The organism is Virgibacillus chiguensis (genome assembly GCF_900129865.1).
GTDB classification, from domain to species: domain Bacteria; phylum Bacillota; class Bacilli; order Bacillales; family Amphibacillaceae; genus Virgibacillus; species Virgibacillus chiguensis.
Genome location: NZ_FQXD01000007.1, coordinates 77,121 through 97,154 on the forward strand (window position 1 = coordinate 77,121; position 20,034 = coordinate 97,154).

At 36.6% G+C, this 20,034-nt stretch carries 18 protein-coding genes; 5 read left to right on the forward strand and 13 right to left on the reverse strand.

Translation table 11 applies throughout. From position 1 onward, the window contains the following. Positions 1 to 68: 68 nt before the first annotated feature. Entirely contained in the window at positions 69 to 491 is a 423-nt protein-coding gene (phnG, locus tag BUB45_RS09780; RefSeq protein ID WP_073008095.1) for a phosphonate C-P lyase system protein PhnG, read from the reverse strand. A gap of 672 nt (positions 492 to 1,163) precedes the next feature. Continuing rightward, complete coding sequence (locus BUB45_RS09785) at positions 1,164 to 1,889, reverse strand: GntR family transcriptional regulator (RefSeq protein ID WP_073008097.1); 726 nt, start codon at positions 1,887 to 1,889, stop codon at positions 1,164 to 1,166. 262 nt (positions 1,890 to 2,151) lie between these two features. Between BUB45_RS09785 and dcuS the strand changes: the two genes are divergently transcribed. Together dcuS and BUB45_RS09795 are read left to right on the forward strand one after the other, a co-directional pair. After that, complete coding sequence (gene dcuS / locus BUB45_RS09790) at positions 2,152 to 3,798, forward strand: DcuS/MalK family sensor histidine kinase (protein ID WP_073008099.1); 1,647 nt, start codon at positions 2,152 to 2,154, stop codon at positions 3,796 to 3,798. Continuing rightward, positions 3,770 to 4,486: a response regulator gene (locus BUB45_RS09795; RefSeq protein ID WP_073008101.1), complete on the forward strand. Its 717-nt coding sequence runs from the start codon at positions 3,770 to 3,772 to the stop codon at positions 4,484 to 4,486. Before dcuS ends, BUB45_RS09795 begins: the two co-directional genes overlap by 29 nt. 224 nt (positions 4,487 to 4,710) lie before the next feature. Here BUB45_RS09795 and BUB45_RS09800 read toward each other — a convergent pair whose 3' ends face one another. From BUB45_RS09800 to BUB45_RS09830, 7 genes are all read right to left on the reverse strand, one after another. After that, positions 4,711 to 6,165 (reverse strand): DASS family sodium-coupled anion symporter, encoded by a 1,455-nt coding sequence (locus BUB45_RS09800; protein WP_073008121.1) that lies wholly within the window; start codon positions 6,163 to 6,165, stop codon positions 4,711 to 4,713. A 253-nt stretch (positions 6,166 to 6,418) separates the two neighbouring features. Then, positions 6,419 to 7,585 carry a TraB/GumN family protein gene (locus BUB45_RS09805; protein ID WP_073008124.1) on the reverse strand — a complete coding sequence of 389 codons (1,167 nt, stop codon included), beginning with the start codon at positions 7,583 to 7,585 and terminating at the stop codon, positions 6,419 to 6,421. A 549-nt stretch (positions 7,586 to 8,134) separates the two neighbouring features. Further along, positions 8,135 to 8,941 (reverse strand): PTS system mannose/fructose/sorbose family transporter subunit IID, encoded by an 807-nt coding sequence (locus tag BUB45_RS09810; protein ID WP_073008127.1) that lies wholly within the window; start codon positions 8,939 to 8,941, stop codon positions 8,135 to 8,137. A gap of 1 nt (position 8,942) precedes the next feature. Further along, positions 8,943 to 9,740, reverse strand: coding sequence for a PTS mannose/fructose/sorbose/N-acetylgalactosamine transporter subunit IIC (locus BUB45_RS09815; protein ID WP_212590760.1), 798 nt, complete (start codon positions 9,738 to 9,740; stop codon positions 8,943 to 8,945). An 18-nt stretch (positions 9,741 to 9,758) separates the two neighbouring features. Beyond that, positions 9,759 to 10,244: a PTS sugar transporter subunit IIB gene (locus BUB45_RS09820; protein ID WP_073008133.1), complete on the reverse strand. Its 486-nt coding sequence runs from the start codon at positions 10,242 to 10,244 to the stop codon at positions 9,759 to 9,761. Positions 10,245 to 10,260: 16 nt separating this feature from the next. Beyond that, the gene (locus tag BUB45_RS09825) at positions 10,261 to 10,656 is read right to left on the reverse strand and encodes a PTS sugar transporter subunit IIA (RefSeq protein WP_073008136.1); all 396 of its coding nucleotides are present in this window, start codon (positions 10,654 to 10,656) and stop codon (positions 10,261 to 10,263) included. 582 nt (positions 10,657 to 11,238) lie between these two features. Then, entirely contained in the window at positions 11,239 to 12,969 is a 1,731-nt protein-coding gene (locus BUB45_RS09830) for a class I mannose-6-phosphate isomerase (protein WP_073008139.1), read from the reverse strand. A gap of 686 nt (positions 12,970 to 13,655) precedes the next feature. Between BUB45_RS09830 and BUB45_RS09835 the strand changes: the two genes are divergently transcribed. Further along, positions 13,656 to 14,369 (forward strand): GntR family transcriptional regulator, encoded by a 714-nt coding sequence (locus BUB45_RS09835; protein WP_244527707.1) that lies wholly within the window; start codon positions 13,656 to 13,658, stop codon positions 14,367 to 14,369. Positions 14,370 to 14,715: 346 nt separating this feature from the next. Here the strand turns inward: BUB45_RS09835 and BUB45_RS09840 are convergent, their stop codons facing one another. From BUB45_RS09840 to BUB45_RS09850, 3 genes are all read right to left on the reverse strand, one after another. Continuing rightward, positions 14,716 to 15,000 carry a phospholipase gene (locus tag BUB45_RS09840; protein ID WP_073008145.1) on the reverse strand — a complete coding sequence of 95 codons (285 nt, stop codon included), beginning with the start codon at positions 14,998 to 15,000 and terminating at the stop codon, positions 14,716 to 14,718. Positions 15,001 to 15,201: 201 nt separating this feature from the next. Then, positions 15,202 to 15,768 carry a maltose acetyltransferase domain-containing protein gene (locus tag BUB45_RS09845; protein ID WP_073008148.1) on the reverse strand — a complete coding sequence of 189 codons (567 nt, stop codon included), beginning with the start codon at positions 15,766 to 15,768 and terminating at the stop codon, positions 15,202 to 15,204. A 211-nt stretch (positions 15,769 to 15,979) separates the two neighbouring features. Next, positions 15,980 to 17,002: a YeiH family protein gene (locus BUB45_RS09850; RefSeq protein ID WP_084723600.1), complete on the reverse strand. Its 1,023-nt coding sequence runs from the start codon at positions 17,000 to 17,002 to the stop codon at positions 15,980 to 15,982. Between the two features lie 107 nt (positions 17,003 to 17,109). Here BUB45_RS09850 and BUB45_RS09855 point away from each other — a divergent pair, with 107 nt between their 5' ends. After that, complete coding sequence (locus BUB45_RS09855; protein WP_073008154.1) at positions 17,110 to 18,003, forward strand: LysR family transcriptional regulator; 894 nt, start codon at positions 17,110 to 17,112, stop codon at positions 18,001 to 18,003. 69 nt (positions 18,004 to 18,072) lie between these two features. On the opposite strand, the gene BUB45_RS09860 is transcribed toward BUB45_RS09855, so the two are convergent. After that, entirely contained in the window at positions 18,073 to 18,999 is a 927-nt protein-coding gene (locus tag BUB45_RS09860) for a DsbA family protein (RefSeq protein ID WP_073008157.1), read from the reverse strand. Positions 19,000 to 19,181: 182 nt separating this feature from the next. Between BUB45_RS09860 and BUB45_RS09865 the strand changes: the two genes are divergently transcribed. Next, complete coding sequence (locus BUB45_RS09865; protein ID WP_073008160.1) at positions 19,182 to 19,742, forward strand: TetR/AcrR family transcriptional regulator; 561 nt, start codon at positions 19,182 to 19,184, stop codon at positions 19,740 to 19,742. Positions 19,743 to 20,034: the final 292 nt, after the last annotated feature.

Below are 20,034 nucleotides of genomic sequence, written 5' to 3' on the forward strand. Positions count from 1 at the left end.
CTTTTCATTGTATAAAGAGGCTCTTCCAATACGAACCATGGGAAAGTCCATACTATAAATTTCTTGAGTTAAACATCCATCGTTTCAAAGTTAACTTTAGTTTCCATTAATTCTGCTTGTTGTTTTATTTTTTTACGGTTTATTTCTGCTTCAGCTGCTTTTAAAGTGTCCGTCCAAGACAACGTTTCAGGTAGCTGTGCATTGTAAGCTGCATCAATAATAGCTAATTGCGTTGCTACCTCATCGTGCATACCTTGTATTATGCCGATGCCGATCTCCCCTTGAATTTCTACTTTTGCTTCCGTAACGAGTACCTCACCTATATAAAATAAGGATTTCTGTGCGCTCTCCCGCATTTTCACCATGGTTAATCCATGTCTTGGGGTAACGATTTCCTTGTAGGTATACGTCTGCTTAATTTCGTTCGCCAGACTTGCTGCCAGATTAGGATTTGCTTGCACAAGAATCTCTGTTCTTCTTCGCCTTCTCATTCAGACAACCTCCTTTACAAGTTCATATTAACTTGTTGCCAAGTTGCTGTGTTTTAAGATATCGTAAAGTATTTGTAAAGGATGGTTTATAATTGCAAAACAATACCATTTAATAAACGACCTGTTGACGATTTAACTGCTGTTATCGTCGTCCACTTAAACTTGTTCAGTTGTTAGAGTGGGAACAAATTGAAATAAAAGCATACTATTTCGCACATGTGCTTACATCGAACTAGGTATAATGGTGAACTCAAGCGAAAAAACGGTGAACTTCAGCGACTTTTTTGTAAACTTCAGCGACTTTTCTACAAATTCAAACGAATTCCTTGTAAACTTCAGCGACTTTCCAGTTAATTCCCATAATTAAAGAACAAAGGCTCGGGGCGCCCGGTTAGCAACGTAGCGAGTGGAACGAAGCAACGAAAGTTTTAGGAATCATGCTCCTGCAACAGGAGTGTGCCGGCGATCTCCGGCAAGCCCAACTTTAGTCGGCCTTCCTATTTAGGGCGAACCGATGATGACTTAGCGTAGGGCAAGGGCAATGGAGTGAAGTCGACTAGTTGCTGGGCGCTGAAACCGGACGTAGCTATTTAACTTAGTAAGTTTATCTACAGCTGCAAAATTTAATAATTTCCTAGACAACTAAAAAGTCGGTAAGACCTCTAACATGCCTCACCGACTTTCATTCATTGTAATATCATATTTAAATTTATCACTACGATACAGTATTTTCGTATATTCCAATACTTTTTGTGTTTGTACATCAATGCAATCCGTTTCTAGTACAATAAGAGGAACCATACTACCGCATGAAAACAATTTTTGTTCATAGGAAGTTGGAAACGTAATACTTAATAAAGACTGCTTACTTGTAAATGCTTCATATCCCAATTGTCGATAGTACGCAAACATAGATAATATTAGCGGACCTTCTTGAGCAATGTTTGGAAATTGCTGCTGATTAACGTACGATTGATGAATAGCTATTGGTTCGTCATCAATGAATCGCACGCGCCCAATTTTATAAATCTCTGCTTCACTGCTAGCCCGTAACGCGTCGTACACTTTACTATCGTAGCTGATTTTTGTGCAATACATATTTTTCGTTGTCAATCGATAACCAGCACGCTGCATCTTTTCGGTAAAACTGCTGTTTCCTGTCAAATGTAATTGAATTGGTTTGGCTGTTTCTTTTAAAAAACGCCCCTTACCTTGTATAGAGTAAATATATCCACGAGCCTCTAATGTTGTTAATGCATTTCTAGCAGTAATGCGCGGCACGTTATACTGATCTGCAAGTTTATTTTCTGATAAGAGCTTTTCCCCAGGCTTCATCGCCTTCGTAATAATTTTCTCCATTATATCGTCAATAATTTGCGTTTCTTTATCTATCGGCATGTAAATACCTCCCTACCAACTATGTCAACATATTTGTAATCCTCTCATATTGTCTCTTTCATTATGTTTTGAATCGCCTCTTTCCATTAACGGAGCCTTCTTCTTCCACATTCATTGTTAGGCAACGAACAAAGGAATTAGCTACTGTTATCTTTCTTCAACATACTGAAGCGACTTTAGAGGATAAAATCAATTCATGTGCCACTGCATATAAAGTCCTATATAATAATGAAAAGAGCCATTTTACTGCGAGGGAAAACGAATGAAAAAACGATCTCCCATCAAACAAGGCAGAGCCATGAAGCTGCAAACCTCGATTACATTGTTAATTATTTTCATTGTTTCATTGTCTGTCATTATCATGAACGGGTTTTTTAGTAAGTATATCACAGAAAATACAAAAGATACGATTTCCCAAAGGTTATACACTATATCTCGCCTCGTTGCACAGTCTGACCTTGTGATAGAGGGTTTGCAAAACGAAAAGCAACGAGCTAATATTCAGGAATATGCGAATGAATTAAAAGCGTTATCAAATATCGGTTTTCTGGTCGTTCTAGATATGAATCTAATTCGCTTATCCCACCCTATCCCATCTGAAGTTGGAAAATCTTTTTACAACCGAGAAGACGCTAAACCTTCACTTGGAGGACAAGAATATACTTCCATTGAAAAAGGACCACTCGGGCTAGGTATGCGTGTGTTTACGCCAATTAAGAATGAACAAAACAAACAAATCGGCGTCGTTGTAGCCGGATTATCAATGGATAAAGTGGAAGATCAAATTGAAGAAGGGCAGCGCATGATTCTATTAGGAGCTATTTTCCAACTTCTGCTCGGTGTAATTGGCGCCTACTTCATTAGTAAATACGTAAAAAAAATATTGTTCGGAATGGAGCCTGTAGAAATTGCTCAGTTAACGAAGGAACGTGACACGATGTTAGAGTCTGTCAAAGAAGGGATTTTAGTAGTCAATCAGTCTGGTGAAATTACACGCGTTAACCAACAAGCATTAAAACTTATGGCGTTAACAGAAGAATTGGAATTAATCGGTCGACCTGTAAGAAATTATATGCCTACATTACAACAGACCATTCAGACAGGAATAGCTTCCGAGAATGGAGAAGCCCTCTTTTACGGAAAAAAAATATTATTAAACTGTTCTCCCATTTATATTGACGACAAAATTGTAGGCGGCATCGCTACTTTTCGGGATAAAACAGAGGTGCAGAAACTATTGGATGAGATGGTAGGAATTAAAAACTATACAGAGGCTTTACGAGCGCAATCCCATGAATTCAAGAACAAGTTACATGTTATTTTAGGCATGCTTCATTTAAAAGAATATAAAGAATTAGAAACGATGATTCCGAGTATGGTAGATCAATTTGAGGAAGAAGTTGGCTATATTTTGCAAAGATTGAAACATCCAGCATTAGCAGGGTTTTTAATCGGAAAAATGAGCAAAGCAAGAGAAAGTAATATCACCTTTGAATTAGAAGAAAGCAGCTTTCTAAAAGAGGAATTTACTGCACCAATCGTCCATGAATTAATTACTATTTTAGGAAGTTTAATCGAAAATGGTTTTGAAGCAGTTTTAGCAGCCAATAGCAAACATAAAACCGTTAAACTTTTCCTTTATTCCAAAGATCAAACCATTCATATTAAAATAGAAGATAATGGACCAGGAATAGCAAAGAATCATCTCAACAATCTTTTTGATAAACAATTTTCCACGAAAGGAGGGGATCGAGGCTATGGACTGTTTCTTACATATCAAACTGTGCAAAAACTTCAAGGTAAGATAAACGTTTCAACTAGGGCAGGAAACGGAACTGTATTTAACATTACACTAGCAATACCAATGGTGAGGGATGACAATGATCAACGTACTAATCGTAGAAGATGATGCTATGGTATCTCATATTAACGCTATATACTTAAACCAAATAGAAGGTTTTCACCTTGAAGGGCAGGTCGCATCTGTAGCTGAAGCGAGGGACGTTATTAAACAGCAACCGATAGATCTCATTTTGCTCGATATTTATATGCCGCAACAAACAGGGCTTGAATTATTGAGCTATATTCGTAAATATGAAAAAGGCATTGATGTGATTATCATTTCAGCAGCATCGGATACGGATAGCATTCAGTATGCTTTACAAAATGGGGTGTCTGATTACATTATTAAACCTTTTCAATTTGAGCGATTTCAGCATGCGCTCTTAAGCTATCAAGAAAAACAACGAATCGTAAAAGAAAAAAAGCAACTGAGCCAATCGGAATTAGATCAATTACTTGGAGGGGATTTGCCTGAAAGAGATAATGAACAGCCTGCGTTACCAAAAGGGTTAGCTCCAGAAACGCTGTCGCAAATATGGGATTGTACGCAAAATTTTGGCGATAATGGATTTTCAACCGAACAATTAGCTAATGAAGTTGGCATGTCACGAATTTCTATTCGTAAATATCTATCTTTTTTGAAACAGCAACATGTTATTACATCATATATTGCCTATGGCAATGTCGGACGACCATTAACCATGTATAAATGCTTGCCACATCGACAAGCTTTGATTGCAACATACTTAGAATAAGCTTACATCATAGGAGAACAACCCTGTAATAAAGCAACATAAGATGAGGATAAACATATTACGCACGCACCGAATTTCCGTTGGAGGTTTATTTTAGCAGGAAAACAAAGTCTTATGGCGAAAGACTTTGTTTTCTTATACTACAGACCTTTCAACTATTATACTTTCCCCGAACAAGGTGAAATTTACCGATTCGTTACACCTTCAGAAACACTTCCCATTGTTTACAATAATCCGACCCATTGCCAATACGTTGCACTAAATAAGATAATGAAAAGATAACCGATTACCGTTATTGGTATACCAGATTTTAATAATTGTTTTGTTGTAAAGGTTTCTGTTCCATATGCAAGCATATTTTGTGGTGCGTTCACAGGAAGTAAGAAACCGAAACTAATTACGAATTGCATGATGAGCACAAGTCCAGGTCCATTGAATGATGTCGATTCCATGCCTGTTACTAGTGCAATAACAATTGGGATTAACGCAGATGCCAAACTGGTTGCACTCGCAAATCCTAAATGAATGAGAATATTAAATAATGCTAAGATAGCTACAATAGCTACAATTGACATGCCAGCTAACCCCATTGCTTCAAATGTGTTAGAAGATAACCATGTAGCTGCTTCTGTGCTTAATAACACCATTCCGAGTGATATTCCGGTTGCGAATACGACCAACGTTCCCCAAGGAATCTTTGCTTGCACTTCTTTCCACGTAAAGATACCTACTTTAGGAAGTAGCATGATCGCAACAGCAATAATGGTAACTGTGGTTGAATCTAGCGGATGAAAGATGCCTTCCGTAGACCATAAGAACAACAATGCAACGGAAATAGATATTAATCGCCACTCATTTGGCTTCATTTTCCCTAACGCTTGAAGCTGAGATTGAATGCTATCGCCACCAGCAAGGTTCGTTTCTTCTGGTTTGATCAGCTTTGTCATGACGAAAAACAACATGACAGACATTAATATTGACCATGGAGCAGCATACATGAACCATTTCCCCCAAGCTACATCCATACCAAATTCCGATTGCATAAATCCTAACGCTACCATATTTTGCGCAGCAGCTGTTTTAATTCCAACATTCCAGATGGAAATGGACTGAACAGCAGTAATAACTAATAATGCCGCAAGCTTACTCTGCTTTGTTAAACCAAATGCGGCGACGATTCCTAATAATATTGGAATAATAGTACCTGCTCGCGCTGTCGCACTTGGAACAAATAATGCAAGTACAAAGCTTACAGTAATCGTTCCTATTACTAAACGGCTTGGTTTGGTACCTATTTTAGACATAATAAACAACGCAATTCGCTTGTGTAGTCCTGTAATCTCCATAGCAGCCGCCAAAAATAGCGCTCCTGCAACTAGCCCCACAGCTGTTGAGCTAAAACCTCCAATTGCCATTCCTAAGGCTTCTTTTGTCCCGTACATGATGGTGGGATCTTCTATGGTAGGAGATAACCCAACTAAGACAGCTAACCAACTAATAATCATTACTGCACTTACCGGATAAGGCACTGCTTCTGTCACCCACAAAACGACCGCAAACGCCAAAACTGCAAGCACCCTTTGCCCGACAAGCGGAAGTGAATCAGGGTTTGGTAATAATAAAATAATGAATAAGACAAGAAAAGCTAAACCAATACCAATCCAATTTTTCCGGTTCATAATACCCTCTCCCTTCTTCTTTATCACCTTTATTGTAAGACATTTCACCCACATGTAAGCGATGACCTTTGTTGCGAAACACTTTAATTAGTTACATAATTCACATTCTATTCAAACTTTTATATAGCGCAAATAACCTAACAGCACCATGAATCACTGTTAGGTTATTATGAACACTATTATAAACCTAGCTATATTGACTGAATTAGTTAATGAAAACGCAGCTAATCGTACTTTTAGGTAAGGGCTATCGTTATAAATTTTCCAAAAACACACGAATGACGTCAACGCCGCCAATAAATGTACCTAAAGAGCTACCGAGATTAGCTAGTACTACAATCAGTAACACCCTCGTCACTTTATTACGCCAAAACCCTTTAATCGTAAATACATCTTCAGACAAATTCTCAAAATCACGAACATGCGGTCTTTTTACATATGCTTGCACGAAGCCAGCAAACCAGCCCGCTGCAAGTAAAGGATTTAAAGAAGTGATCGGAGCAACGAGTAATGCCGTTAAAATAGTAAGCGGATGCCCTAACGCAATCAATGCACCGAATGCTGATAATCCGCCATTCCAGATGGCCCAGCTTACTGTTTGTTCCCAACCAGCTTGTGGATTAGCATAAAACGTATACGCAATAATTGCCAAAATAAGGATCGGAATCGACCAACCGATAATTTTAGGCAGTTTTGATTTAGGAGGCAACTCTCGTAGTTTATTTAAATTATGATCCTTTTGTATTTGTTCCTTTATCCCCGGTACATGAGCGGCACCAAGCACAGCAACGACCTTTTCCCCGGGTGCATCTTTAATTTTTTGCGCTAAATATTGATCTCTTTCATCGATAAGCGGTTTCTTTAACTTTGGGAACGTGTCTGTAAACTCTTGCAACACCGTATGAATCGTGTCTTGTTGCTTCATTTTTTCTAATTCTTCCTCAGAAATTGTCTCTTTACTAAAAATGCTCGCAATCACTTGCGTTAACAACATCGCTTTTCCTTTTAATCCAATATTATTCCATATTCTTGCAAAGGTGATTTGTATATTACGATCTGCTAACACAAGTTCTGCATTTGCTTCTTGTGCAGAATCAATCCCTTGAATCATTTCTTGGCCAGGGTTAATACCAAACTGCTTTGCCATTCGTTTTTGAAAAGATGAGATGGCTAAATTCATTAACAATAAAGAAGCTTTCTTCTCTTTTATCACTTTAAATATATCCATGTTTTTCCACTTGTTATCATCTTTGATGGATTGATACCGTTGTTCATCAAGCTCTACACATACTGTATCTGGTTTTTCGGCTTCAATTACTTCTTTTACTTGTTCCGCACTATGTTTAGAAACATGAGCCGTTCCAATTAGAATATATTCCTTATCGTTCAAATATATCCGTGTAACATTGTCCTCTGTCATATATTCCCTTCCTTTACTCCCAACATGTAAACTAATTTTATTATACGTGAATTATACCTTTATTGGAAGTTCAAGGGAAATCGATTTATTCCATAAAAATTTGGTGAAATTACATCATAATGCTTAAAACTCACAGTTTATTAGAAAAATGACACTTTTTTGATCATATGTAACAGAATATAAAATCAAAACAGAAATACAACTTAGGTAGCTACGTATATGCAATAAAACAGTGGATATACACTTAACTTCCATGATGGTTTTTATAGTACAAAGTAAGCAACTTACTATTGCCGAAGAAGTTAAGATTTCCGTCTTTAGCAACGAAGTGTATATCCACTGAGAGCTAAAGGCAACAATTTTTTTAATCTTTTTCCAAATAAGAGACTGTATAAAAGGTAAAAAATGGCGTGCAGTCCTCACCAATAACAGACAGACTAATTCGTCTTTTTCATGGTACATCGCTACATTATAAAGTGACATAAGGAACTAGTTGTAGCCAACTATTTCACATAAAAAGATTCGAACTCCCATTTAAAACGCGAAGACCTAAAACACATTCAATAACACACCAGCAATGGATACTACGATTAAAAATAACAGTACTTTAGTTGCACTCCATTTTCTCTTAGAGATCAAATACCAGCAAACTAAAACGGCAATAAGAGGTAACAACTTAGGGAAAAATCCATCGAGCGTTTTTTGGAATTCTAATACTTCCTCACCATTTGGGATTTGTAAAATGGTATTTAATTTTACAAAAGAGGCAGCTAAACCACCTACCACCATGACACCCAGTAAAGTGAATGCGCTTCTTAATCTTTCTGAGTTGGCTCCTAACAATTCATCAACAGCTTGAACTCCCATTTTATAACCACGCATATATAATAAATACGATACGGTTAAAATGATAGATAGATACCCTAGAATGTAAACAAAAACCCCTACCGGATTTCCATTAGCCGAAATTCCCATTCCTATAGATAGTAATATTGGAATGATAATACCCTGAATAATCGAATCACCCATTCCAGCAATTGGCCCCATTAATCCAGTTTTGACACTATGAATCATCTCATCGTTAACTTCTTTGCCGTTAGCCCTTTCTTCTTCAATTGATGCTACAACACCATTCACTAAACTTCCTACTTGTGGTTCGGTATTGTAAAAAGCCGTATGTCGTTCCAAAGCTTGCTTATAAGCTTCTGGATCATCTTTATATAATTTCTTTAAAATCGGTATCATGGAATGTGCAAAACCATTTGCTTCTAATTTTTCAAAACTCATAGAAGATAAATGGAACATAGCCCAGCTTCTCCAACCTCTTTTTAAATCATTTTTATCTAATTTCGGCATTTTATATCACCCCATCATCATCTGTTTCAATTTGTGATTGACCTAAGCTAAGAAAAACGATATAAGCTATTAATACACCAAACACTGTTAGCGCAATCATACTATCCGTAAAGAAAACGATAATGACAAATCCTGTGAGAAAGAAAATTAATTGTTTGTTTTCTTTTATAAGCAGATTCATTAATAAAGCTATTCCTAAAGCAGGAAGTAGTCCACCCAACACGGTCATAATTTGAGTTACATCTTTTGGGATAATATCTAAAACTCTTGTTATAAATCCTTGTCCAAAATAAACAGCAAGTGTTATAGGCACTACCCTAAGGACAAAGTTCAACAATTGTGGATATACGGCGTTGTTATATATAATCTTGGTTGCATTTCCTTCAGCGGCCGCTTTTTCCGTTCTTTTATTCCACACTGAATTTACAATCATCATTAAATTGTGCAGGATTAACCCTAGCGTTCCAATACCGACAGACAACGTAACAGCAACGCCAGTATCTGCGTTTGATAAAAGACCAAGGGCTATCCCACCATATGCCGCATAAGTTATTTCTGAATTTTGTGTACCTCCTGTACTAATGGTTGCTATAAAAGCAGCCTGAACAGCTACACCTAGAATTATTCCGGTGGTAACATCTCCTAAAATAAGACCAATGATCAAACCTGCTACTAATGGTCTTCCTACAACGTAATAACCACCGGTAACACCCATTAACCAAGGAGATGATACAGATCCCAAATAACAAAATATACCTATCAACAATCCTTGTATTAATAATAGTAGATCCATATTCATCTTTCCTTCCGTTTAAAATTAGAAGTTCTGTTTAACTTTCGACCATTTAACAGCTTTTTCATCTGGAATTAACTGAAATTGGATGGTCTTTCCATGATTCTCTAAAAAATCAAAAGCCGATTTATCTTCTTCTGATATAGTTACATTTTTGGCTACTGTTTTTCCACCAGATAATGCACTAATTGGGCCAACATTAATATCAGTCCCAAAATCACCACCTGATTCTACGATTTCTCGCAATGTTACAGGTGTTTTAACAATTAAAAAATAATTCTTTTTTGATTCTCTAGCTTTTTTAATTTTCTCTATACTTTCATTCACGGTAAATACGCCAACTTTAATTTCTGCTGGGGCTGCATTTGTAAATATCTTTTTTTGGATCGGGTCTTGAGCAATGCTATCATTAACTATTAGAATTCCATTACAAGGCTTAAATCTAGACCATCTAGCTACTATTTGCCCATGTATAACTCGATCATCAATCCTAACTAATGTAATTGCCATTTTCATCTACTCCATTCTATATTTCAATAATTTCAATTGTTTGGAAGCAAGTTTGTTTCACAAAATCTGTTAATTCAGAGATGCTTTTCATAAAGCCTGTACCATTTATAATTTCTAAATAGGTTGGTAAATTTACTCCTGCTATAATAGCAAGATTATTTTTATAAGTTAACGCATATTTTATGCTTTCATTACAAGGAGTTCCGCCTTTTATATCACATAAAATAACGACCTCATCATATTCTTCAGTCATCACATTTAATTTCTCTTCCAGCCTCGCAGCGAAATCACTAACACCTTTATCGTCTAGCGAGATGTGACTGACATTATCCTGTTGTCCTGTAATCATTTCACCTGTTTTTATTAAAGCCTCGCAAAAAGGCCCATGAGAAGTTACTAATATTCCTATCACTTAATCACTTCCTTTTTTACTATTAAGAACGTTACAAATTATGGTCTAGAGTTAAGACATAATCCAAGTTTTTACGATAATTATTGCTTTTGTCACAGGAAGCAATGATATTTATATTCCATTCGCCGTGTAACAAAGTGTAGCGCTTTATTCGAATACCAACGACCTTTTTCACCTCAACCCCCTTTCATCATATTGTTATAACTTTATAAAGTTATAATAACATTATTTTAAAACGCTTTCTATTGTTTTTTGTTACAGTATTGTTACAACTATCTTCTGATACTTCTTTATATAGCTTGTCTTTTGTGTCACAAAGATATGCAACAACTTATACAGTGTGACTATTTTTTCTCTATCCGACCTTACGTTCACTTTGCCCATTTAGTTTGCACAACATAGATAAGACGAAACGCAACGTACCATCAAAATCACGACCCAAAACCCACCTCATTCAGTAAGAGGTTTTTTCACCTCCTACTGAATATGTCGTATTGGTATAATCTAGGCCATGTAAATGAATTGGCATATAGATGCTGTCACTAAAAAAACTTACAAAAAGCGATAAGATTCATACCATTATCATCTAATAAACGCTTTTATTGTTCCTACTGTTCTTCCCACACTTGGACCATGAGGAGCAATTTTATACTGCTTCACACATTCAGGGACAATAAATGTCTCACCGTAATGAATAACAAAAGGTTCAAATGATGCATTAACACTTGTAACAATAATTTCCTCACCCTCAACAAGCGTTAAGACATTGACACTGTCTTGTGTTTCATGCATCACTTCTGATGAAAACCAATGACGTCTTGTCTCAATAGGTTCTCTTATATGAAGCCCTGTTTTTTCTTCTGTCCAACCGTCGCCCTCTGCGACTTTAACTACTTGGTTACTGACTTCCTTCTCAACCCAGTCTTCATCTCTAGAGATATCAATATTTTTCTCCCCATGCTCTAAATGAATTGGTCTTGGCTTGCCATCTAAATCCACTCTCTCCCAATCCCACAATTTAAAAGTAAAACGATTAGGGGTAGAGCTAATTTCTAAAACAACACTATTCTTACCACTACAATGAATTGTTCCAGCTGGTATAGAGTAATGGTCATGTTTCTTTATTTTTTTACGATAAATAAAATCTTCATCCGGAAATCGCTTACCTTCTTCCTGAGATGATTTTAAGGCATCTACTAGAGACTGCTTTTCAACTCCGTTTTTTACACCTAAATAAATAACAGCATCATCTTCAGCCTCTAAAATGTAATAGCTTTCATCTTGAGTATAGTGCAGCCCAAATGTTTCTTGAGCATATTCCACCTTTGGATGCACTTGCAAACTTAAATTGTCGCCACCCATTGTGTCCAAATAATCAAATCGAATTGGAAAGCTTGTTCCATACCTTCCATATACTTTTTCCCCTAGTAACGAAACTGGTCGTTGGTAAACGATATCATTAGCGGGTATTTCAAACTTTTCTCCGTTTATGCCAAGATATATACTGTTCTCTTCAGGAACACAATCGAAGCACCAAGCTAAATTTATTTTGTCTTTTGCTACATTAAATTTTTCTTGCATCCATTTGCCGCCCCAAACCCCAGAATCAAAATAAGGAACTAAGCGAAATGGTCTTTGAACCACCTGTGACAAAGCCATCTGATAGTCATGTCCTGCTATCATTTTAGGCTGGTTCTCTTCGTTAACATCTAACATAAAATCAACTTTATCAAATAGGCTCTTCTTTAACTTGTCCGCAATTCTCCAGTCAAAATAGTAAGCACGTTTTACCTTACGAAGCGTTTCCTCCTCCCAGTTATTCGCCCTCCAATTACAAACTTTCTTAGCTCTATATCTTAATTGAATTTCCCATCTTGCTAAGTTTGTATAAAGCAATAAATCAGAAGGAGCTACTAAAGATGCGCCCACTCCATAAATAACAATTCTTTTATCTTTAGCTTTATTAATTTTATCCAATGTTTTATTAAACTTTTCTCCGTCTATAAAATCAGCTAAAGCATGATTGCTCATAACCCCAAATACACGATCGTCTGTTAAATGATCTTGTATTTTAACAGTAATTTCCTCACTGGATAAAAAGATTTCATCAGCATGAATGATTAGGTCTGGTTTGAGCTGATTTATTAACTGCTCCAATTCTTTTTCCAAGGTTCCTGGGTAACATTCTATTGTAATAACATTAGCTTTTCTTTGTTTTATTGCATCATCTACTTTTTTCCATATTTCATCATATCCAGTGTATAGATCAATGCCTCCCTTCATATCAATCTGAGGATATAAATCATAAGCCATACTAACTGCTCCCTTCTTCACTCCATTGTATTAATGTTATAACCATATAACATTAAGGTAAATAATATCAGACTTAACTATAGGTTGCAACAGATATTATATTTTTTTGTAAACCCACCTAAATTATTCATATCTTTAATTTGGGAGTAAAATATATTAACAGCAGAAATTTAAAGGAAATGACTTCTAAAAGCAAAGGAAGTGCAAACAATATTTGACGTAGTCGTGTTTTTCCGAAAAACTTTGCTTGTCACCAAGTCGTTCTGGCGTTAGCCGTAGTTTTACCTTTCTTATAGTGTAAAGAACGCCACTTGTCGCCCGCTATCCTCTATGTTGAAGCTGTAGGTTTTCTTATACTATCAGGCCCGATCTCGAGGCACTATAAAAATGGATGTGTGGGTGGGATGGAACAAAACCTTACCATAAAGGGCGTTGAAAGCTACTCTTTCTTATGGCGACAGCATATATATTCGAGTAAGAATAATTCCTAATAATGGTATTTTTCTTGCAAAGTCTCTGTTTTGGTTTGGCGTATTTGCCCCTATATTTCCTTATTTGATAAAACATTTAGTTACATATATGTTTTTGGTAAATATTTCTGGTCTTTTCATGTATTTTGTATGAACTATACCACTCAATATGATATAATGTTATAACAATACACCATATTGATAGGAGGAAAAATTTTGGCTAGTAATGCAATCCCCTTATACGTTCAAATTGCAGATCGTTTGCGAGATAATATTAAAATGGGGAAATGGAAAGAAGGGAATAAAATCCCAACCGAAGTGGAATTGTGTAAAATATATGATGTGAGTAGAATTACAATAAGAAAGGCAATCGATGAATTGGTGAAAGAAGATTTGCTCCATCGTCAAAGGGCTAAGGGAACCTTTGTAACCGATTTCGTTGAACCTTCAGATAATTTCACCGTTGTAAAAAGCTTCACAGAAGAGATGAGAGAATTAGGGGAAAAAGCACGGACAATGGATGTCAAATTAGAGATAACCGATGCTGATAAAAAACTTGCGATGTACTTAAACATGAATATCGGTGATAAGGTAATGATTTTAAAAAGAATTCGAGGAGATTCGAAACAAGCCTTTGTTTATTCGGTATCATACTTTAAAAAGCATGAAAATTTCTCTTTAGATCCCAATGATTATTACGATTCTTTTTACTCATACCTTCACCAACACGGCATTCAAGTGAAAGATAATAGTGAAGTTGTAGAAGCTGTACTACCTAATTATGAAGTACGAACAGCATTAAGTATCAACAAACATGAACCTGTTTTAAAACGAACACGCTTCACTTCATGTAAACCCCAAAATTTTTATGAATACACAATAAACTACTATATCGGGAAGTCCTATAAATATTACTTAGACTTCAATTAAAAGTTATCGAAGAGGTTCAACCAACCTTCAAGTGAAGCTTTATAGGATTATAATTCATGACTAAGAACATTTTCCTTCTATCTTAAGGGAATATGACTAAAGCAAGATAACATTTATTTTAGACGAGATAGCGGCAGGTTGATACAACCTTAAAACTGGTGATAGAAACAGTTATATAGTATTCCGAAAGAGTGACTGATCTTAAGATAAAAAGGATGTTTTCAGCTAGTTAAATAACAAAATTAGCCTTTTTTTAAAAAACATCCTATGCGATCAAACTTCTCATAGAACAGTCTACTCTTTTATAGGGGATTTGAACATTCCATGGTTATTAACTGAGACCATATTACATTTTTCTAAACCCACACGTAAATAAGCTTTGGTATCTCATGTAATGATACATGGTACGTGCATGCCTTCCCTTTACAGTTGTAGGATCTATTTTCAACTGCATCTGCTTGAGAAATGCTTGATCACATTTACAACGATCTCCAGTACGTCTATAACACAAATCATGTTCCTTGCAAATTGCATCTACATCATTTATAGGTTCACCCGGACCACTGCATCCAGGACCACACCAACGGTATCCGCCCGGGAAACAGAAGGCTGCCTTACGCTGTCTCCGCATTGTAAAAAACCCCCTCCCATAAAGCTTTTACAATACTATATTCCAGTGTGCATCCATTAGCCGCTGCGAATGCCCTGTACTTTTATTAAAAGAGCATCATCAACACTTTTTTTATTAAAATTGTTCCTCTTTATGCTTAAACAATCGCTTCTTTTATACGATAAGGCGCTATAATGTACTCATTATAGCGCCTGGAACATTTTATAAATGATTATCAATTTGCTTTAACACTCTAGCTGGATTTCCACCAACGACCGTATTTGCGGGAACATCTTTTACTACGACCGAACCTGAGGCAATGACAGCATTATCGCCAATATGTATGCCTGGATTAATAATCGCACGCCCACCAATCCAAACATTGTCGCCAATTGTTACAGGCTTTCCATACTCCTTCCCGGCATTTCTTTCATCCGCATTTAAGGGATGTGTCGCTGTATAAATATGTACTCCTGGAGCCAGCATACAGTTATCGCCGATCTTAATTTCACAAACATCTAACATAACACAATCAAAATTAGCGTAAAAATGATTGCCTACATGAATGTTATATCCGTAATCACAACGCAATGTTGGCTCGATGTACAGTTCATTTCCCGTAGAACCAAATAAATCTTGTAACAACTCCTTACGTTTTGATAGCTCCGTTTCTATGGTTTGGTTAAACAGCCGCGTTTTCATTCGGCAAGTTTCTCGATCATGAACAAGTATTGGATCAGCTGGATTGTATAATTCACCTTTAATCATTTTTTGTTTTTCTGATGTCATTTACGATAGCTCCTCGCTGTCTTTTGCTTTTATTATACTATACTATAGGAAAGTCTAAAGGTTTATCGTATAAAAAAACGACAGCGTTTTTTCGCTATAAAACTTGGCAACAAGCCTATTTTTTCTACTCATCCATGATTCACATTCGATATAATCGATACCAACTTCATGAAACGTTAAAAAGCTATATTTTTACGACTGAACTCATGTTTTAATTTAGCTGAAATAGCATGACGAGTGAGTACCCTAATACTACAAGCAAAACAGATCCAACAACACCCGCTGCAAAAGACTTCATTCCAAGTCTTCTAAACGTCTTTAAATCAACATTCAAGCCAAGACCTGCCATCGCCATGGCAATAAGCAAATAGGCAGTAGCAACAATCAAATCCGCAACAGATTGTGATACAATGCCAAGTGTATTAAATCCACTCATTGCAAGAAAACCTAAGATAAACCAAGGAATAATGGACATCGATACTTTTTTACCCGTTTCTTCCCCGCCTCGCTGAAACAAGTAACCGACGACAATCACAACCGGAACTAATAATGCCACTCTCGTTAATTTAACAATAACAGCTAAATCGACAGCTTCACTTCCGGCAACATCAGCCGCTGCTATCACATGTGCTATTTCATGCAGTGTAGCACCTGTAAAAATGCCATATCCAGTCGGTGATAAATGTAACATCGTATAAATGACACTGTAAATTAACGTAAACAGTGTTCCTAACACTGCAACTGTAGCTGCACCAACAGCTGTCTCATCATCTTTTGCTTTTACTTGTGGTGCAACCGCAACCACTGCTGCAGCACCACAAATCGCTGTCCCACATGCTGTTAAAATCCCTAGTCGTTTGCCTACTCCAAACCACCTTGTTAAACCGTAGACAACAAATAAAGTAAATACTAAACAAATAGCAGCAATCATAAATACACTTATTCCCGCTTCATAGATATCTACTAGGTTGAGTCGCATACCTAATAAAATAATTCCGAAACGAAGTAGCTTTTTATTAGAAAATGTAACTCCTTTTTGGAGATGACTTGGAACACCAACTACCTGCTTCCACAGCATACCTATAATAATAGCAATAACAAGCTGACCCATAATCGATAAAAAAGGCAGTTTCGCAACATAATTAGCTATAATAGCAATAATTAATGTAATGCCTATTCCTTGAATAAATGCAAGACGTTCCGTTCTCTTTTTTTTATTCTCCACCACATTCACTTCCTTTTTTCTCTCTCCCTTTTACTTTACCGAACGAAATATTATTAGTAAAATACATATAAATAATTGTTATTATTATTTTTATTAATGAAAAGGGGGATGGCGACATGTATTATGATGCATTACGTACTTTCATTACTTTGGCAGAAGTAAAGAATTTCACCAAAACAGCGGAAGTCTTGCACATATCGCAGCCAAGTGTCAGCTTACATATAAAGAATCTGGAACGTGAACTAGCAACAGAACTAGTAGTTCGTTCCCGAAAATCATTGCAACTATCACCAACAGGGGAAATCTTGTATGAACGCGCCAAGCAAATATTGAAGATTTATGAACAAACCAAACGTGATATATTAGAACAACAAGAAGTCGTAAAAGGTAGGTTAAAGATAGGTGCCAGCTTTACGATTGGGGAGTATATGTTGCCAGCTTTACTTGCAGATGTACATACAGCTTACCCCGGCCTTGAATTGGAAATAGTTATTGGCAATACAGAAGAAATTGTCCAGCAAACAAAACATTTTCAAGTGGATATTGGACTTATTGAAGGGCAAACGAGCGATAAAGAATTAGCCGTATGCCCGTTTATGGAAGATGAATTATGGATTGTTGCACCTCATCAGCATAAATTAGCAAATAAGGCGAAAGTAACTACTTCAGATTTACAAAGCCAAGCATGGATTTCTCGCGAGGAAGGGTCGGGGACACGGGAGTATTTAGAACATGTCATTCGCTCCAACGGGTTAAAAGTGGAATCCATTATTACCATTGGTAGTAATCAAGGGGTAAAGGAAAGCGTTATTAATGGGATGGGACTTTCTTTACTTTCTTACAGTGTGATTGAGAGAGATGTTCAATTAAAACAACTCGCCATTTTGCAGATGGAAGACATGCATTTCAAACGGACATTTTCCTATGTTTATTCACCTATTATGAAAAACAAGCGAAACGTAGCCACTTTTATCAAGATGTTGCAGCAGAAGTGGCCTTATGATAAATAACACGCATAACAGCATGCAGTAGGATGGTCTTGCTACCTCCTACTGCAATACTAGCATCCACAAAGGCATCTATAACTCTATACTGGATAAGTACGTCTCTCCTAAAATTTCTTTCATCTGATATTGGTTTGTAGGTAGCTCTTTTTTTACAAAATCAGGGAAATCAGTCGGAGATAAATCATACATTTCCTCAACTTCCTTCGCGAATAAGAGCTTTTCCTCCTGTAACAAAGTGGGCAGGGAAGGTCGGCTCTCTGCTTTTAAATCCTCCACACCTATCACTTTCTGTAATCCAGCAATATAATTATTCAGCTCTCTAGCACCTACTATTTTAACTCCTTTATTTTCTGCATTCATCATAATGATTGTAGGGAAACCTCTGACACCTAAACTTGCCGCAAGCTGAAAATCTTCATTCAATAACTGTTGCGCACGAGCAGACCCAGCTTCATCAACGATTGTTTCTCCATCCAATCCCATTCTATTTACAATGTCAACAAGCACAGAGCGTTCAGAAACCGTTTGATTCAACGCAAATACAGCTTCTCGAACTCGACGCAGATATACTTCCGCTAATGCTTCACTCTGTTTTTGAATGACTTTATACACGCGGGAAGGAGGGTAGGACGATTGAACAGGGTTATCGTACCAAAGTGTACCGTCAATTGGCATTCGACTATGCTCACCAACTTCTTTCCAATGTAAAGCTACATCTTCTGGATTAGAAATGCCATTCTTATGGTCGCCAAACCCTTCCCATTTCTCCAATAACCCTCCCATTACAACTCGAACATTAACATACGAACCATATTGCTTCACAAATCTGCGAAGAACAGGTTCTAATGCCCAACAGTGTGAACAGATAGGATCCGTTACATAGTACAAATCAATTGAATTATCCGGTTGGCCGAAATCCATTATTTCCATTTCTTTGTCTTCAACCTCACCACACACGCCCGTCTCTAAATCACAGATCATTTGATCCTTGTTTGACATATTTGAAAACCTCCTCGTTTAAAAAACTATCTATGAACATTTTCCTCAACTCTTGAAGGTACGTTAGTTGCTTTCTATTCGTATTGTAGTACATAATTTAATTCATTAGTATCGATACTTCGTTGGATATGTTGCTTATCCAACACTATTAATAATTTGTTGAAAAAGAGGTGGAAAAATATATGAGTAACCCAAACACAGATCCTCGAATGCGTCGGACACGAAAATTAATTATAGATTCTTTCATCACGCTTTCTAATAAAAAAGAATTTAAAGATATTACAGTTACGGATATTACGAATGAAGCAACTATTAATCGGGCTACTTTTTATTATCATTTTGAAGATAAGTTTGATCTGTTGGAGCAGGCTTTAGAAGAGGGGTTAATAACAAATATAACTTTTGATTTAAGTGATTATGAAGAAGTCAATGAAGATATGATTATTAGTACTTTTATTGCTATTACTAACTTTTGGAATTCATTGGCTCACCGCTGCCAATCAGGCTATGAGGATACCATATCTCGTATCATTATAGATAAATTAACGAACATATTTTATCCCATATTATTAAAGCAGCACTCCATTTCTGAAAGTTCCGCCTTAAAAAACACGGCCATCATGCTAAGCTGGGGGATGTATGGCGTTTCTGTTGAATGGCGAACAAACCGTCAACAATCGAGAAAAGCATTTATTCAACCAATCATTCCTTACATTCTCCTTGGGGTTAACAAAAAGCAATAAGATGGAAATTATATGGTTCATCTCCTAAAATAACGGGACGTGTTTAATGCATGCTGAGAAGATATATATCGCACCTATGAAAGATGCGACACCTATTAGCAAGTCAAAAACGAAGATCGGGTCAATTTCAATCCACGCACCCTATGAAAGGTGCGACTATTCCCAAGATCCTACTTTACTGATGAAATAAGATTTCAATCCACGCACCCTATGAAAGGTGCGACTTAATATCGAGAATAAACGCATTAAAGGAGCTGTCATTTCAATCCACGCACCTATGAAAGGTGCGACA

Coding starts and splice junctions, on each gene's coding strand:
- BUB45_RS09800 (WP_073008121.1), bottom strand. CDS start 6,165: ATGAACCGGAAAAATTGGATTGGTATTGGTTTAGCTTTTCTTGTCTTA.
- BUB45_RS09810 (WP_073008127.1), bottom strand. CDS start 8,941: ATGCCGAAATTAGATAAAAATGATTTAAAAAGAGGTTGGAGAAGCTGG.
- BUB45_RS09830 (WP_073008139.1), bottom strand. CDS start 12,969: ATGGCTTATGATTTATATCCTCAGATTGATATGAAGGGAGGCATTGAT.
- BUB45_RS09820 (WP_073008133.1), bottom strand. CDS start 10,244: ATGGCAATTACATTAGTTAGGATTGATGATCGAGTTATACATGGGCAA.
- BUB45_RS09785 (WP_073008097.1), bottom strand. CDS start 1,889: ATGCCGATAGATAAAGAAACGCAAATTATTGACGATATAATGGAGAAA.
- BUB45_RS09865 (WP_073008160.1), top strand. CDS start 19,182: ATGAGTAACCCAAACACAGATCCTCGAATGCGTCGGACACGAAAATTA.
- BUB45_RS09860 (WP_073008157.1), bottom strand. CDS start 18,999: ATGTCAAACAAGGATCAAATGATCTGTGATTTAGAGACGGGCGTGTGT.
- BUB45_RS09840 (WP_073008145.1), bottom strand. CDS start 15,000: ATGCGGAGACAGCGTAAGGCAGCCTTCTGTTTCCCGGGCGGATACCGT.
- BUB45_RS09795 (WP_073008101.1), top strand. CDS start 3,770: ATGATCAACGTACTAATCGTAGAAGATGATGCTATGGTATCTCATATT.
- phnG (WP_073008095.1), bottom strand. CDS start 491: ATGAGAAGGCGAAGAAGAACAGAGATTCTTGTGCAAGCAAATCCTAAT.
- dcuS (WP_073008099.1), top strand. CDS start 2,152: ATGAAAAAACGATCTCCCATCAAACAAGGCAGAGCCATGAAGCTGCAA.
- BUB45_RS09815 (WP_212590760.1), bottom strand. CDS start 9,740: ATGAATATGGATCTACTATTATTAATACAAGGATTGTTGATAGGTATA.
- BUB45_RS09845 (WP_073008148.1), bottom strand. CDS start 15,768: ATGACATCAGAAAAACAAAAAATGATTAAAGGTGAATTATACAATCCA.
- BUB45_RS09805 (WP_073008124.1), bottom strand. CDS start 7,585: ATGACAGAGGACAATGTTACACGGATATATTTGAACGATAAGGAATAT.
- BUB45_RS09855 (WP_073008154.1), top strand. CDS start 17,110: ATGTATTATGATGCATTACGTACTTTCATTACTTTGGCAGAAGTAAAG.